Below are 13,415 nucleotides of genomic sequence, written 5' to 3'. Positions count from 1 at the left end.
TGTGTGCCCTGCACCGGGCCCCACCCCTCCAAGATCGAAGGATCCACAGTGAAGATCTCCCGAATCGCACGAATCGGCGCCATCGGCGCCGTCGCCGCTCTCGCCCTCGCCGGCTGTGCCGCGAACGAAGGCGGAGCCGGCGGCTCCAGCGAAGAGCCCTCGGAGTCCACGCTCTCCGGCACGATCGACGCGACCGGCGCGTCCTCGCAGACCGCAGCCCAGGAGGCCTGGGTCGCCGCCTTCCAGACCGCCAACCCCGACGTGACGGTCAACTACGAGCCCACCGGCTCCGGCACCGGCCGCGAGAACTTCCTCGAGGGCGGCAGCAACTTCATCGGCTCGGACCGCGCGTTCAACGACGAGGAGATCGCCGCAGGTGGCTTCGGCGCCTGCACCACCGACGACATCGTCGAGGTCCCCCTCTACATCTCCCCCGTCGCCGTCGCCTTCAACCTCGAGGGCATCGACACGCTGAACCTCGACGCCGCCACGATCGCGGGCATCTTCGCCGGCACGATCACCAACTGGAACGACGAGGCCATCGCCGCCCTGAACGACGGCGTCGAGCTCCCCGACCTGGCGATCTCGCCGGTGCACCGCTCCGACCCCTCGGGCACGCAGGAGACCTTCGCCAAGTACCTCAGCGCGACGGCCCCCGACGTCTGGACCTACGAGGTCTCCGACGAGTGGCCGATCCAGGGTGGCGAGGCCGCTCAGGGCACCTCGGGCGTGAAGCAGGCCCTCACCGCCGGCAACGGTGCGATCGGCTTCCTCGACGCCTCGCAGGCGGACGGCCTCGGCCAGGTCGCCGTGGGCGTCGGCGAGGACTTCGTCTCGTACTCGGCCGAGGCCGCCGCGAAGCTCGTCGAGGGCTCGCCCCTCGCCGAGGGTCGCGGCGAGGGCGACCTCGTCTTCGACGTCGACCCGGCCGCCGCCGCGGACGGCGCCTACCCGATCGCCCTGGTCAGCTACCTCATCGGCTGCGAGCAGTACGAGGACAGCAACGTCGCGGAGCTCGTGAAGGAGTACTTCACGTACATCGCGAGCGCCGAGGGCCAGGACGCCGCCGCCGAGAACGCCGGCAGCGCCCCGATCTCGGACGGCCTGCGCGAGCAGGTCCAGGCCGCGATCGACCTCATCCAGGTCGGCTGATCCTGCCGATCCACTGACGACGGTGCCCCCGCGTCCCCGAGCGGGCGCGGGGGCTCCGCCAGGTCAGCACCCGATCCATCTCCACCCGGCCCGAAACAGGGAGATCATGAGCACGACCGCGCAGGAGCCGACAACGGCACCGGCACCGACACCGGCGCCGCCCACACCGATCAAGGCCAAGCAGCGCCTCGGCGACCGGGTCTTCTCCGGCACCGCGCTGGCCGCCGGCATCATCATCCTGATCGTGCTGGCGCTCGTCGCCGCCTTCCTCATCATCCAGAGCCTGCCGGCGTTCCAGCTCGACACCACCGACAACCACATCCTCCGGGGCGAGTCGTTCTGGGTGTACGTCTGGCCGCTCGTCTTCGGCACCCTCTGGGCCTCGTTCATCGCCCTGCTGATCGCCGCCCCGATCGCCATCGGCATCGCGCTCTTCATCTCGCACTACGCCCACCGGCGGCTCGCGTCGTTCCTCGGCTACATCATCGACCTGCTCGCCGCCGTGCCCTCCGTGGTGTTCGGCCTCTGGGGCGGCCTCGTGCTCGCCCCCATGCTGCAGCCGATCTACGTGTGGCTCAACGAGAACGCCTCGTGGGTGCCGTTCTTCGGCGGCCAGGTCTCCGCGACGGGCAAGACGATCCTCACCGCCGCGCTCGTCCTCGCCGTGATGTGCATCCCGATCATGACCGCCATCTGCCGCGAGGTCTTCCTGCAGACCCCCAAGCTCCACGAGGAGGCGGCCCTCGCCCTCGGCTCCACGCGCTGGGAGATGGTCCGCATGGCCGTCCTCCCCTTCGCCCGCGGCGGCATGGTGTCGGCGGCGATGCTGGCCCTCGGCCGCGCGCTCGGCGAGACGATGGCCGTGACGATGGTGCTCTCCCCCTCGGCGGTCGTCAGCTTCCTCGTGCTCACCGCCACGAACCCCACGCCGATCCCCGCGAACATCGCCCTCGCCTTCCCGGAGGCGCACGGCACCGGCGTGAACACGCTGATCGCGACCGGCCTCATCCTCTTCGTCGTGACCTTCGCGGTCAACGCGCTGGCGCGCTGGATCGTCGCCCGCCGCGCCGAGTTCTCGGGAGCGAACTGACATGACCGCCCTCACCAGCGCTCCGCCCGCCGCGAGCACCACCGCCCTCACCTCCGGCCGCCTGCCGAAGTGGGCTCCGTGGGCCCTCCTCGGCGTCTCGTTCGTCGTGTCCGCCGCGGTGTTCGGTGTCGCCGCCGCCGGCTCGGACACCCCGCTCGCCGACTTCAACATCGCGGGCACCGTCGTCGTCGGCATCCTGCTCTACATGGTGATCATCACGGTGATCTCCTCCATCGCGGAGAGCCGTCGCAAGGCCGTCGACCGCCTGATGACGGCTCTCGTCGCCACGGCCTTCCTCATCGCCCTGCTGCCGCTGATCTCCCTGCTGTGGACCGTGGTGGCGAACGGCCTCGAGCGCTTCGATGCCGAGTTCTTCACCTACTCGATGCGCAACGTCGTCGGTGACGGCGGCGGTATCGTGCACGCCATCTGGGGCACGATCCTCATCACGCTGACGGCCACGATCATCTCCGTGCCGGTCGGTCTGATGACCTCGATCTACCTCGTCGAGTACGGCCGCGGCAAGATCGCCAAGGCCATCACGTTCTTCGTCGACGTGATGACGGGCATCCCCTCGATCGTCGCCGGTCTGTTCATCTACGCGGTGTTCGCCCTCCTGATCCGTCCCGGCATCTCGATGGGCTTCATGGGCGCTCTCGCCCTCGCCGTGCTGATGACGCCTGTCGTGGTGCGCGGCAGCGAGGAGCTGCTCCGGATCGTCCCGAACGAGCTGCGCGAGGCCTCCTACGCTCTGGGCGTGCCGAAGTGGCTCACGATCCTCAAGGTCGTCCTGCCCACCTCGATCGCCGGCATCATGACCTCGGTCATGCTCGCCATCTCCCGCGTGATCGGCGAGACCGCCCCGCTGCTGCTCACCGCCGGCTTCACGCAGAGCCTCAACACGAACATCTTCGACGGCCAGATGATGACCCTCCCGGTGTTCGCCTACAACCAGTACATGAACCAGGGCACGAGCCCGGACGCCGCCGTCGCGCGCGCCTGGGCCGCCGCCCTCACCCTCATCCTCATCGTCATGGTGCTGAACCTGCTCGCCCGCCTGATCGCGAAGCTGTTCGCCCCGAAGGTCAACGGCCGCTGAGCGCCCGACCACTCAGAATAGGAATCCACGTGTCCAAGAGCATCGAAGTCAACGACCTCAACGTCTACTACGGCAACTTCCTCGCGGTCGAAGGCGTCTCCCTCGACATCCAGCCGCGCAGCGTCACGGCCTTCATCGGCCCGTCGGGCTGCGGCAAGTCCACCTTCCTCCGCACTCTCAACCGCATGCACGAGGTGATCCCCGGCGCCCGCGTCGAGGGCGAGGTGCTGCTCGACGGCAAGGACCTCTACGGCGCCGGCGTCGACCCGGTGCTCGTGCGTCGCCAGGTCGGCATGGTGTTCCAGCGGCCGAACCCGTTCCCCACGATGTCGATCAAGGAGAACGTGCTCGCCGGGGTGAAGCTCAACAACAAGCGCATGTCGAAGAGCGAGCAGGACGACCTCGTCGAGAAGTCCCTCACCGGCGCGAACCTGTGGAACGAGGTCAAGGACCGCCTCGACCGTCCGGGCTCCGGCCTCTCGGGCGGCCAGCAGCAGCGTCTCTGCATCGCCCGCGCGATCGCCGTCTCCCCGGAGGTGCTGTTGATGGACGAGCCGTGCTCGGCCCTCGACCCCATCTCGACCTACGCGATCGAGGAGCTGATCGGCGAGCTCAAGAACGAGTTCACGATCGTCATCGTGACGCACAACATGCAGCAGGCGAGCCGGGTCTCCGACAAGACCGCGTTCTTCAACATCGCCGGCACCGGCAAGCCCGGCAAGCTCATCGAGTACGACGACACGACGAACATCTTCACGACCCCGTCCGTCCAGGCCACCGAGGACTACGTCTCCGGCCGTTTCGGCTGACCCGTCCCCATCCCCCGGCCCAGTCCCTCCTGCCCCCGGGCACAACTTCGGAGATGTTCGGCGACACGCCGTCGCCTGGCCTCCCGCCTCGGCGTGTCTCCTTCGATCTCCGAAGCTGCGCACGGGTCGTGACTCCTGCACGGATCGCGAGTGGCGAAGATCGTCCACAGACGGCGGGCTACCGAGTCGTGGCGCGGCCAGTGAGGGCGAGGCGGCGCGACCTCATCGCCTTCTCGCGGGCCGATGCCGACAGCGGCCTGGAATCCTTGGTGCGGCTGAGGATCCGACGCTACGGGTGGCGCGTGCGGACGCAGGTCGGCGTGGTCGGGACGGGCCGGGTCGACCTCCTCATCGAGGACTGGCTCATCATCGAGACGGACGGACGCGCCAACCACGAGGAGAGCTCTCTCCGGCACCGCGATCTGGTCCGCGATGCGACCGCCGCCGGCTGGGGCCACGCCACTCTCCGCTTCGACTACGCGATGGTCCTCCAGGACTGGCCCCTCGTCGAGCGCGCCATCGTCGAGACCATGCGTCGCCGCCCCTGATCCCGCCCCGTGCCGGCACAGCTTCGGAGATCGTCGACGACACGCCGGTGTCGGGGCGCGGCCCACGGCGTGTCGTCCGGCATCTCCGAAGTCGTGCCCGGGGACCCGGAGGACTCAGTCGCGCGGGGAGAGGAGGTAGGCGTTGAGGTCGTCCGTGAGGGCGGCGTCCACAGCGACCGGCGTACCGTCGACCGCAGTGATGGCGGTCGCGAGACGCACGCTCGACACGAGCCATGCGGCGTCGGCCCGCGTCAGATCGGCGGCGGGGATGCGGTCGTACCCGACCTCGAAGCCCCGCGCGAGAAGGTGGTCGTAGACGCTGAGCTGCGTGGTGCCGTGCAGGATCCCGCCGTTCGGGGCCGGGGTCGTGAAGCGGTCGCCGAAGCGCAGGATGAGGGAGGCCGTCGGAGCCTCCAGCACGAAGCCGTCGCTCGACAGGAAGATCGCGTCGTCGGCTCCGCGGCGCTTGGCCTCGCGCAGGGCCGCCATGTTCACGGCGTAGGACAGCGTCTTCGCTCCGAGCAGCAGCCAGGGCGCCCGTTCCGCGGCGCCGAGGTCGTATCCGCGGTCGAGGGTGACGACCTTGACGCCGTTCCGCCGTACCGCCGCGAAGTCCGCCGCCGGAGCCGCCGTGACCCAGGCCGTCGGCGTCGGCCCGTGCTCGACGCCGCGACTGAGGATCAGCTTGATGACCGACTCCCCCGCGCCGAGCTGTGCGGCGGCCTGCTGGATCGCCTGCCGCCACTGCTCCTGGTTCGGCACCGGGAGGTCGCAGAGTCGCGCCGAGTGCGCAAGGCGTTCCAGATGCGGGACGACCTCCTGCGCATGTCCGTCGATCACGCCGATGGACTCGAACACGCCGTCGCCCCGTTGCGTGCTCAGCTCGCCGACACTGAGGGCGGGGGCCGCGGCGTCCACCTGCGTGAACGTGTCGGCGTAGTCGGCACGCTGCTCGACGGCGGCGACGGGATCGATCATGAGGGCGAAGCGACGGGTCATGTCACCGAGCCTAGGCCGCCGGGAATACCCACCGCGTCCTCGCGTTACACTGGAGTGGCCGGGCCGCATAACCCCGGGCTCCAATTTTCGCCGCTGCGAGCGGCCTTCCGCCGAGAGGCGTTCTTGCGGCCCGGTCTTTCTCTGTCCGGACGCCGGCCCGCCCGCTCGGACTCAGGCCAGGGCGCCGGTGCGCCACAGGGCCGCCGAGGCCGCGAGGTCCTGGGCATAGCTGCTCAGCCGCAGCGCCCGCGTGGTGAGCTCGCTCGCCCGGGCGGGCTCCGTGGACTCGTAGTCGTCGGCGGTGTGCGTCGCGCCCGAGGCCTGGACGCGGCAGAACGCCGCGGCGCGCTCCAGTGCCACGGCGAAGTCGCCGCGGAAGGCGCCGCGCAGGATCGTGTCGATGAGAGCCACGAGCTCGTCCGGGCTCGCCGGCACGGGCGCCCCGGCGACCACGGCGTCGGCCGACGGCAGCTCGACCCGTCCCCGGTCGTAGAGCAGGGCCGCAGTGCGCGGATCGCCGTGGATCGCGAGCTGGAGCACGTACAGCCGCCATAGCGATCCGGGGAGGGTGCGCGACGGCGCTTTCGACCACAGCTCCGCGATCTCGTCGATCCCGTGCTCGCTCGTGAAGGCGATCAGCCGCTCGACGCTCGCCCCGCTCTCGTCCTCGCGCACGCGGGTCAGCAACGCGGAGGCGGTGGCGTGCGCGACGCGTGTCTCCTCGGCGGGATCATGGGCGCCGACGATGTTGTCGAAGGCGCTCGTCGGACGACGCACGGGGCGATGGTGCTGCTCGGGCATCCCTCCAGGGTACGCCCCGCCTCGGACGGTCAGGCCGTCGGGATGACGATCACCGGGTCGGTCGTGGGGAGCCCGGACGGCGATCCGCCCTCCTGCTCGACCGTCACCGCGATGGCGTCGCCGGCCTGCATCTCGCCCTCGAGGAGCGCGGTGGCCTCCCCGCCGTCGACGTCGAACACACCCGCGGCGATGGGATCCTCTCCGCGCACGAACCACAGCTCATAGGTCTTGCCGTCGGCCGCCTCGGGCAGCCCGTCCGTGACGAGCACGGCCTTGCCGACCGAGCCCGACCAGTGCGCCGTCGCCGTCGCGCCGTCGTCGAGCTCGACCGTCGCCTTCTGTGCGTCGCCCGCGGATTCGATCTCCTGCAGCGCGACGACACTCGCCGGGCGGTTCAGCTGCTCGTTCAGAGCGACTGCACCGATCCCGACGCCCACGAGGAGCGCGAGGCACGCGGCGAGCGCGAACGCGAGCCGGGTCCAGCGGCGAGCCGGGCCGGGAGAGGCGGCGCCGGAGGCAGGGCTCTCGTCCGCGGGTCCGTCGGGCTCACCCGAGTCGGACGCGGAGTCCGCGGCGGCGCCCTGCGGAGTCTGGGCGATCTGCGCGAGCAGAGCCGCACGGATGCCGGCGGGTGGGGCGACCGGAGTCGCGCCGTCCGCGAGGAGAGCGGCCGTCTCGGTGTCGGTGTCGTCCTGCGCCGCCCACTCCGGGTGCTCGGCGAGGGCACGGCGGTACCGGCGCTCGTCGTCCGCCGAGAGCGTGTGGAGCGCGGCACCTGCCGCGAGTTCCGCGAAGTCCTTCTCGTTCATGCCGTCACCCCCATCGCCGTGCGGAGCCGGGTCAGCCCGTCTCTCATCCGTGTCTTGATCGTGCCCAGCGGTGCTCCCACGAGCGCCGCGATCTCGTTCTGACTGTAACCGCCGTAGTAGGCGAGGACGAGCGCCTCCCGCTGCGCCTCCGGAAGCCCCGACAGCGCCGCGACGACCCGCTCTCCCTCGATCCCCAGCTCCACCCGTTCCGCCACGCTGTCGTGCGCGACGCCGAGGTCCTTGAAGCCCGCGCGCACGTCCCGGTCCGCACTCGACTGCGAAGCCCGCACCCGGTCCACGGCCCGGCGATGCGCGATGGTCATCACCCAGGTTCGTCCCTGTCCCTTGTTCGGAGCGAACCGGGAAGCGGATTGCCAGATCTCGAGGAACACCTCCTGCAGCACTTCCTCGCTCTGCGCGCGGTTCACGAGTACGCGGAGGATGAGGCCGAACACACGGGAGGAGAGGGAGTCGTACAGCGTGGCGAAGGCAGCCTGATCACCGGAGGCGACGCGGACGAGGAGGTCGGCGACAGCATCCTGCGGCGCCGTCCCGTCCTCGGGGACGTCCATCCCATCGATGACCATCTCCATAAGCATGCCGTATCTCCTCCCTCTTCCCGTGCAGACGTCACCCGAATGTGAACGAATACACCTCGACGCCGGTGGGAACCTCGAGCGTGAACGTGCCCTTCTCGATGTCGTCCTGCTCGAGCAGGCCGTAGGAGCGCGGCGTCCCGTCGATCCGGATCGTCTGCGCGTTCCCGTCGGCGTCGGTGACCACCACCTCGCCCGACCCCGCGACGACCATGCGCACCTCGGCCGCCCGATACTGCAGCCGGATCCGCGCGTCCTCAGCGGTCGGCGTGACGTACTGCGTGTCCACGGTCCAGTCGCCGTCCAGCGCGAAGCTGTCGTTGGGCTGGTCGTCCGGGAAGCGGAAGCTGCCGTCGCCGCGGCGGTACTCGTCGCCGCCGCCGTAGTTGACGTCCTTCGAGGAGCCGAGGAAGGTCTCCCGGGTCGTGGCTCCCACCTCGGGGGTCTCGTCCTTCACGTGCGTGGCTGCGGGGAGGTCGACGTCGGGGTCGGCGTCCTGCAGCAGCTCCCGGATCATCGCCTCCGTCGCGGCGTAGTTGCCCTCGCCGAAGGAGATGTGGCGGACGGTCCCCTCCGCGTCAATGAGGTAGTGCGCGGGCCAGTACCGGTTGCGGTAGTTGGTCCAGGTGGAGAGGGTGTTGTCGAGAGCGACCGGGTACTCGATGCCGAAGTCGCGCGCGCCCGCCGCGACGTTCCCCGGATCCTTCTCGAACGCGTACTCGGGCGAGTGGATGCCGATCACCTGCAGCCCCGCGTCCCGGTAGGCCTCGTCCCAGGCCACGACGTGCGGGATGGAGCGCTGGCAGTTGATGCAGGAGTACGCCCAGAAGTCGATGAGGACCACCTGTCCGCGCAGGTCCTTCAGGTCGATCGCCTCCCCGTCCGGGGTGTTGAGCCACTGCTGGATCCCCTTGATGGACGGCGCCGTCCCGCAGGACTCCAGCTCGGTCGCGCCGTTCGTGCACTTGTCGAGGTCCTTGTTCTCCTCGTTCACCAGGCCGCCGAGGTCGAGGGCGTCCTGCACCTGCTCAGAGTCGGCGATCTGCTCCTGCAGCGGTGCGGTGTAGTCCGGGAGCAGACGCTGCAGCGCCTGCGGCACGTTGAACACGAGCCCCACGGCGAGCGCGATCATCGCCACGCCGGCGGCGATCCGCAGCGCGCGCTCCTTCGTCCGGAAGGCCCGGATGCGCTCGATGACGCTGCGACCCGCGAGTGCGAAGACCAGCAGCGGCACCGCGACGCCGATCGCGAAGGAGACGGTGAGGAGCACGGTGCCCACGCCGATCTGCCCCGTGGAGCCGGCGACGATGATGGCCGCGAGGACCGGGCCCGCGCAGGGGACGAACACGGCCCCGAGAGCGAGGCCGACGCCGAAGCCGTTGCCGCGGTTCTTCACCTCGCGCTGTCCGAAGCGCTGGAACGGCCGCTCCAGGATGTGCTGGAACCGCGGCACGATGAGCCCCACCCCGATGACGACCAGCACGGCGATGCCGACCCAGCGGATGATGTCCTGCGGCAGGTTCAGCAGGCCCAGCAGGAGCGACCCGGCGAGCGTCACGAGCGTGAAGCTCAGCACGAGGCCGGCGATGACGAAGTAGGGGCGGCTGCGCTTCGCCGGCACCGCCTCCCCCTCGTAGGACGCCGACTGGGCACCGCCGGTGAGGAAGATCACCGGGAGCACGGGCAGGATGCACGGCGAGATGCCGGTGATGAGCCCGCCGAGCAGGCCGATGATGATCAGGTCCATGAGGTCCTCGTCTCTGTCGGGTGCTGTTCGCGCCGACCCCCCGGAGCGGATTGGATCGGATCCGATCTCGGGGAATCTCGAAATTCCTCCCATCCGATTCCGGAAGGCTTCCGAACAGCCCTCGACGCCACGGAGAGGCCGTGGCCGGAGTTTCGAAGGAGCTCGACATGTTCAGCACCAAGAAGAAGGTCACCGCAGCAGTCACCCTGGGTCTGGCGAGCGCATTCCTGCTCTCGGCATGTTCCATGGGCAGCGGAACCAGCACGGAGGAGTCGTCGGAGCCGACGACTCCGGAGACGTCGGAGTCGACGCCGATGGAGATGGACCCCGCGGCCAACCTGGTCGGCCCGGGCTGCGCGGCGTACGCGGAAGAGGTCCCGGACGGCGCCGGTTCCATCCAGGGCATGTCCCAGGACCCGGTGGCGGTCGCCGCCTCGAACAACCCCATGCTGACGACGCTCGTGTCGGCGGTGAGCGGTGAGCTGAACCCCGACGTGAACCTCGTCGACACGCTCAACGGCGACGAGTTCACCGTGTTCGCGCCGGTCGACGACGCCTTCGCGAAGATCGACCCCGCGACCATCGAGACGCTGAAGACCGACAGCGACCTGCTGACCTCAATCCTCACGTACCACGTGGTTCCGGGCCAGATCGAGCCGTCCGACATCGAGGGCATGCACACCACCGTCCAGGGTGCCGACCTCGAGGTGACCGGCAGCGGTGACGAGTGGATGGTCAACGACGCCAACGTCATCTGCGGCGGCGTGCAGACCGCGAACGCGACCGTGTACCTCATCGACTCGGTCCTGATGCCCCCGGCTGAGTAAGCCAGGGACGGTGCCGGCGACCCGACCGGCACACGGCCTCCCCTGTTGTCAGGAGGGACACGGGGCAGGTGAAGGGGCCGTCGGCGGCTGTGGCGCCGACGGCCCCTCGTCGTGCGCCCCCTAGACTGGGAGCACGGGCCTCTAGCTCAGTTGGCAGAGCATCGGACTTTTAATCCGCGGGTCGTGGGTTCGAGCCCCACGGGGCCCACCGCATCCTCAGTCGTCGCCGCCGAGGGGAGTCGCACCGTTCCCCGCACGGCGGCCCTGTATCACCGTCGTTCACGGCTGGCCACCCCCTGGTGAGGCCCGGCGACCCGCGAGAGGGTCGAGGAGTCCCCGGAACAGGGCGACTTCCCACCGAAAGGACGGACCATGACTCTCACCGGAAACCGCGTGGCATTCCTGGCGACGGACGGCTTCGAGGACAGCGAGCTCACGAGCCCCTGGGAGGCGGTGACGGCGGAGGGCGCGAGCGCCACACTCATCGCCCCGGACGGAGCGGCGATCACCGGCAAGAACGGTCACGAACAGGCCGTCGACCTGAAGGCCGCGGACGCCAGCGCCGACCAGTTCGACGCGCTCGTGCTGCCGGGCGGCGTGGTGAACGCCGACCACCTCCGCATGGATCAGGCCTCCATCGACCTGGCCCGCGCGTTCTTCGAGCAGCACAAGCCCGTGGGCGTGATCTGCCACGGCGCCTGGATCCTCATCGAGGCCGGCGTCGTCGACGGTCGGACCATCACGAGCTACCCGAGCCTGAAGACCGACCTCCGCAACGCCGGCGCGAGCTGGGTGGACGAGGAGGTCGTGGTCGACGAGGGTCTCGTGTCGAGCCGCACCCCCGATGACCTCCCGGCGTTCAACGCCAAGCTCGTCGAGGAGATCGGCGAGGGCAAGCACGCGGGGCAGACGGCCTGACCTCAGCTGACCCGCGCCCGATGGCGCCGCACGGCCGCCCGGTTCGCGCACCTCACGGAGCAGAACCGCTGGCGGCCGTTGCGCGTCACGTCCGCGACGACGTTGGTGCACGGCGGCGCGTCGCAGCGCCCAAGTCGGTTCATCCCTCGGGTCACGAGGTGCAGCGCCGTGCCGAGGTTGATGATCGCGCGCAGCACGAAGGGCAGCGAGCGCACGTCGTCCCGGTAGTGCAGGTGCCAGCCCTCGTCATCGTGATTGGTGAGCCGCGGATAGGCACCCGCGGTGGCGAGCTGATCGTTGAGCAGGGCGGCCCGCGCATCGGGGTCCGGCTCATCCACGATGGCCAGCCAGTCATCGATCACGGCGCGCACCTGCGCGTGGTCGTCCGGGGCCGGCGGAAACGTCTGCGTCATCCCGAGCGCGAGCGACCGCTCCTCGATGCCCGCGCGATCGGCCGGCCAGTCGTTCGCGAGGGAGGCCGCGAGGAGCACCGCGTACTCACCGTAAGGGTTGAGATGCATAAGACCATTACATCACGCTGGTCCCATGACCTCCTCCGACACCCTCCCGATCCCCCGGCTCGCCTCCGCCGCCGACACCCACGAGCACGCCTGGCTCGTGGAGTCGCGCCATCCCACCAGCGAGGGCGTCGTCGTCTACGTCCGGTGCGCGGGCTGCGACTCCCGCCGGGTCGACCTCGCCACGCATCCCCCGATGCCGCCGACCGCGCTGAGCCGGGCCGTGGTCACGCCGTCAGCGCGATGAGCTTCCGCACGGTGCGCAGGTTGCGCGCCGTGCCGGGTACCCCGAGCGCCCGGTCGAGCACGGCCTTCGTGAGCTTCGTCGTGTGCACCCCGCCGGGGGCGTAGTCGATCCACAGATCGTGTCCGACCAGGGCGAGACGCTCCCCCGGGACGAGGCGCTCGTGCAGCGCCTCGAGGGCGCCCGCGGCGGGAGCGCCCTCGAGAAACATCGCGTGCACGAGCTGCAGCTCCCCCTCCGGGAAAGGCTGGGCCGCTTCGGACTCGGCGAGCTCGGCGTGCGTGCGGTGGATCACCGGAGTGTCGACACCGAACTCCTCCGCGACGACTGCCCGGATCGTCGCGCAGGCCGCCGCGGGTTCCCGCGGCGTCCGGCAGAGGATGTTGCCGCTGGCGATGTAGGTGGAGACGTCCTCCAGGTCGGTGGCGGCGGCGAGAACCTCCCGCAGCCGGGCCATCGGCACGCTGTTGCGTCCGCTGAGGTTGACCGCACGGAGGAGGAGGACGCTGCGGCTCATGCCTCCGTGCTCTCGAGGAGCTCGGCACCGGCGTGCGCGAGTTCGGCGAGGGCCACGGCACTGGGCTCGGGCGCCACTCCGGCGACCAGGTCGGTGAGGACGCGGACGTGGACGCCGTGGGCGATCGCATCGAGTGCGGAGGCACGGACGCAGTGGTCTGTGGCGATGCCGACGACGTCGGCCGTCACGACGCCGGCCGCGCTCAGTACCGCGGCGACCGTCGCCCCGTCGTCGGTCACCCCCTCGAACATCGAGTAGGCCGGACGGCCCTGCCCCTTGCGCACGTGATGGGTGACGCCGTCGGTCACGAGCAGCGGGTCGTAGTCGGCTCCGGCCGTGCCGGCGACGCAGTGCACGGGCCAGGAGTCGGTGTAGTCCGGGGTCGTGGAGAAGTGGCCGCCGTTGTCGCCGTCGGGATCGTGCCAGTCCCGGGAGGCCACGACGACCTCGTAGTCGTCGGCGTGGGACGCGAGGTAGGCGGAGACGGCGGCGGCCACCGCATCACCGCCCGGAACCGCGAGGGCACCGCCCTCGGTGAAGTCGTTCTGCACGTCGACGATGAGAAGCGCTCTGCTCATGCTCCGAGCGTACGCCCCGCGGCCGGGCCCGGAGACGAGGAAACCCCCGGGACCACGAGGGTTCCGGGGGTTTTCCTGAGCCGCTTGTCAGAATCGAACTGACGACCTTTTCATTACGAGTGAAATGCTCTGCCGACTGAGCTAAAGCGGCGTGCGACGCGTG

At 70.0% G+C, this 13,415-nt stretch carries 16 protein-coding genes and 2 tRNA genes; 9 read left to right on the top strand and 9 right to left on the bottom strand.

All coding sequences use genetic code 11. The features are described 5' to 3' along the window. The first annotated feature begins 48 nt into the window (after nt 1-48). From CJ226_RS08825 to CJ226_RS18455, 5 genes are all read left to right on the top strand, one after another. On the top strand, nt 49-1,152 hold the full coding sequence (locus CJ226_RS08825; protein WP_062636284.1) for a phosphate ABC transporter substrate-binding protein PstS: 1,104 nt from the start codon (nt 49-51) through the stop codon (nt 1,150-1,152). A gap of 106 nt (nt 1,153-1,258) precedes the next feature. Next, nucleotides 1,259-2,242, top strand: coding sequence for a phosphate ABC transporter permease subunit PstC (gene pstC / locus CJ226_RS08820; RefSeq protein WP_060923075.1), 984 nt, complete (start codon nt 1,259-1,261; stop codon nt 2,240-2,242). Nucleotide 2,243: 1 nt separating this feature from the next. After that, entirely contained in the window at nt 2,244-3,341 is a 1,098-nt protein-coding gene (pstA, locus tag CJ226_RS08815) for a phosphate ABC transporter permease PstA (protein ID WP_062636282.1), read from the top strand. 29 nt (nt 3,342-3,370) lie between these two features. Next, nucleotides 3,371-4,150 carry a phosphate ABC transporter ATP-binding protein PstB gene (gene pstB / locus CJ226_RS08810; protein WP_062636281.1) on the top strand — a complete coding sequence of 260 codons (780 nt, stop codon included), beginning with the start codon at nt 3,371-3,373 and terminating at the stop codon, nt 4,148-4,150. A gap of 302 nt (nt 4,151-4,452) precedes the next feature. Beyond that, nucleotides 4,453-4,698, top strand: a complete 246-nt coding sequence (locus CJ226_RS18455; RefSeq protein ID WP_257996599.1) for an endonuclease domain-containing protein — start codon at nt 4,453-4,455, stop codon at nt 4,696-4,698. Nucleotides 4,699-4,812: 114 nt separating this feature from the next. Here CJ226_RS18455 and CJ226_RS08800 read toward each other — a convergent pair whose 3' ends face one another. The 5 genes from CJ226_RS08800 to CJ226_RS08780 form a co-directional block, all read right to left on the bottom strand. Then, a complete protein-coding gene (locus CJ226_RS08800; RefSeq protein ID WP_102208928.1) occupies nt 4,813-5,697 on the bottom strand; it encodes an aminodeoxychorismate lyase in 885 nt (294 codons plus the stop codon). Between the two features lie 171 nt (nt 5,698-5,868). Further along, nucleotides 5,869-6,498 (bottom strand): hypothetical protein, encoded by a 630-nt coding sequence (locus tag CJ226_RS08795; protein ID WP_062636275.1) that lies wholly within the window; start codon nt 6,496-6,498, stop codon nt 5,869-5,871. A gap of 29 nt (nt 6,499-6,527) precedes the next feature. Further along, nucleotides 6,528-7,307: an anti-sigma factor domain-containing protein gene (locus CJ226_RS08790; RefSeq protein WP_102208927.1), complete on the bottom strand. Its 780-nt coding sequence runs from the start codon at nt 7,305-7,307 to the stop codon at nt 6,528-6,530. Next, the gene (gene sigK, locus CJ226_RS08785; RefSeq protein WP_025104287.1) at nt 7,304-7,906 is read right to left on the bottom strand and encodes an ECF RNA polymerase sigma factor SigK; all 603 of its coding nucleotides are present in this window, start codon (nt 7,904-7,906) and stop codon (nt 7,304-7,306) included. The genes CJ226_RS08790 and sigK overlap by 4 nt, the downstream gene beginning before the upstream one ends. A gap of 31 nt (nt 7,907-7,937) precedes the next feature. After that, a complete protein-coding gene (locus CJ226_RS08780) occupies nt 7,938-9,650 on the bottom strand; it encodes a cytochrome c biogenesis protein DipZ (protein ID WP_102208926.1) in 1,713 nt (570 codons plus the stop codon). Between the two features lie 167 nt (nt 9,651-9,817). Here CJ226_RS08780 and CJ226_RS08775 point away from each other — a divergent pair, with 167 nt between their 5' ends. The 3 genes from CJ226_RS08775 (at nt 9,818) to CJ226_RS08765 (ending at nt 11,395) form a co-directional block, all read left to right on the top strand. After that, nucleotides 9,818-10,477: a fasciclin domain-containing protein gene (locus CJ226_RS08775; RefSeq protein WP_062636269.1), complete on the top strand. Its 660-nt coding sequence runs from the start codon at nt 9,818-9,820 to the stop codon at nt 10,475-10,477. Between the two features lie 135 nt (nt 10,478-10,612). Next, nucleotides 10,613-10,685, top strand: a tRNA-Lys gene (locus tag CJ226_RS08770). A gap of 164 nt (nt 10,686-10,849) precedes the next feature. Next, on the top strand, nt 10,850-11,395 hold the full coding sequence (locus CJ226_RS08765; RefSeq protein ID WP_102208925.1) for a type 1 glutamine amidotransferase domain-containing protein: 546 nt from the start codon (nt 10,850-10,852) through the stop codon (nt 11,393-11,395). 2 nt (nt 11,396-11,397) lie between these two features. On the opposite strand, the gene CJ226_RS08760 is transcribed toward CJ226_RS08765, so the two are convergent. Continuing rightward, nucleotides 11,398-11,916, bottom strand: coding sequence for a CGNR zinc finger domain-containing protein (locus CJ226_RS08760; protein ID WP_062636267.1), 519 nt, complete (start codon nt 11,914-11,916; stop codon nt 11,398-11,400). Nucleotides 11,917-11,941: 25 nt separating this feature from the next. Here CJ226_RS08760 and CJ226_RS08755 point away from each other — a divergent pair, with 25 nt between their 5' ends. Beyond that, nucleotides 11,942-12,160, top strand: coding sequence for a hypothetical protein (locus CJ226_RS08755; RefSeq protein WP_062636265.1), 219 nt, complete (start codon nt 11,942-11,944; stop codon nt 12,158-12,160). Here the strand turns inward: CJ226_RS08755 and CJ226_RS08750 are convergent. From CJ226_RS08750 to CJ226_RS08740, 3 genes are all read right to left on the bottom strand, one after another. Further along, nucleotides 12,141-12,674 (bottom strand): DUF1697 domain-containing protein, encoded by a 534-nt coding sequence (locus CJ226_RS08750; RefSeq protein ID WP_102208924.1) that lies wholly within the window; start codon nt 12,672-12,674, stop codon nt 12,141-12,143. The two genes, CJ226_RS08755 and CJ226_RS08750, sit on opposite strands and share 20 nt — an antisense overlap. Further along, nucleotides 12,671-13,252: an isochorismatase family protein gene (locus CJ226_RS08745; protein ID WP_102208923.1), complete on the bottom strand. Its 582-nt coding sequence runs from the start codon at nt 13,250-13,252 to the stop codon at nt 12,671-12,673. Before CJ226_RS08745 ends, CJ226_RS08750 begins: the two co-directional genes overlap by 4 nt. A gap of 78 nt (nt 13,253-13,330) precedes the next feature. Further along, nucleotides 13,331-13,403 (bottom strand) — tRNA-Thr (locus tag CJ226_RS08740). Between the last annotated feature and the right edge of the window lie 12 nt (nt 13,404-13,415).

The sequence above is a fragment of the Microbacterium sp. UMB0228 genome (assembly GCF_002871415.1).
In the GTDB taxonomy this organism is placed as follows: Bacteria; Actinomycetota; Actinomycetes; order Actinomycetales; family Microbacteriaceae; genus Microbacterium.
The sequence above is the reverse complement of the archived record's forward strand: the minus strand, read 5'-3'. Positions and strand labels throughout refer to the sequence as shown.

Excerpts from the sequence above, each read along its gene's own strand:
- pstC (WP_060923075.1), top strand. The coding sequence starts at position 1,259 with ATGAGCACGACCGCGCAGGAGCCGACAACGGCACCGGCACCGACACCG.
- pstA (WP_062636282.1), top strand. The coding sequence starts at position 2,244 with ATGACCGCCCTCACCAGCGCTCCGCCCGCCGCGAGCACCACCGCCCTC.
- CJ226_RS08800 (WP_102208928.1), bottom strand. The coding sequence starts at position 5,697 with ATGACCCGTCGCTTCGCCCTCATGATCGATCCCGTCGCCGCCGTCGAG.
- CJ226_RS08795 (WP_062636275.1), bottom strand. The coding sequence starts at position 6,498 with ATGCCCGAGCAGCACCATCGCCCCGTGCGTCGTCCGACGAGCGCCTTC.
- CJ226_RS08790 (WP_102208927.1), bottom strand. The coding sequence starts at position 7,307 with ATGAACGAGAAGGACTTCGCGGAACTCGCGGCAGGTGCCGCGCTCCAC.
- sigK (WP_025104287.1), bottom strand. The coding sequence starts at position 7,906 with ATGCTTATGGAGATGGTCATCGATGGGATGGACGTCCCCGAGGACGGG.
- CJ226_RS08780 (WP_102208926.1), bottom strand. The coding sequence starts at position 9,650 with ATGGACCTGATCATCATCGGCCTGCTCGGCGGGCTCATCACCGGCATC.
- CJ226_RS08775 (WP_062636269.1), top strand. The coding sequence starts at position 9,818 with ATGTTCAGCACCAAGAAGAAGGTCACCGCAGCAGTCACCCTGGGTCTG.
- CJ226_RS08765 (WP_102208925.1), top strand. The coding sequence starts at position 10,850 with ATGACTCTCACCGGAAACCGCGTGGCATTCCTGGCGACGGACGGCTTC.
- CJ226_RS08760 (WP_062636267.1), bottom strand. The coding sequence starts at position 11,916 with ATGCATCTCAACCCTTACGGTGAGTACGCGGTGCTCCTCGCGGCCTCC.
- CJ226_RS08755 (WP_062636265.1), top strand. The coding sequence starts at position 11,942 with ATGACCTCCTCCGACACCCTCCCGATCCCCCGGCTCGCCTCCGCCGCC.
- CJ226_RS08750 (WP_102208924.1), bottom strand. The coding sequence starts at position 12,674 with ATGAGCCGCAGCGTCCTCCTCCTCCGTGCGGTCAACCTCAGCGGACGC.
- CJ226_RS08745 (WP_102208923.1), bottom strand. The coding sequence starts at position 13,252 with ATGAGCAGAGCGCTTCTCATCGTCGACGTGCAGAACGACTTCACCGAG.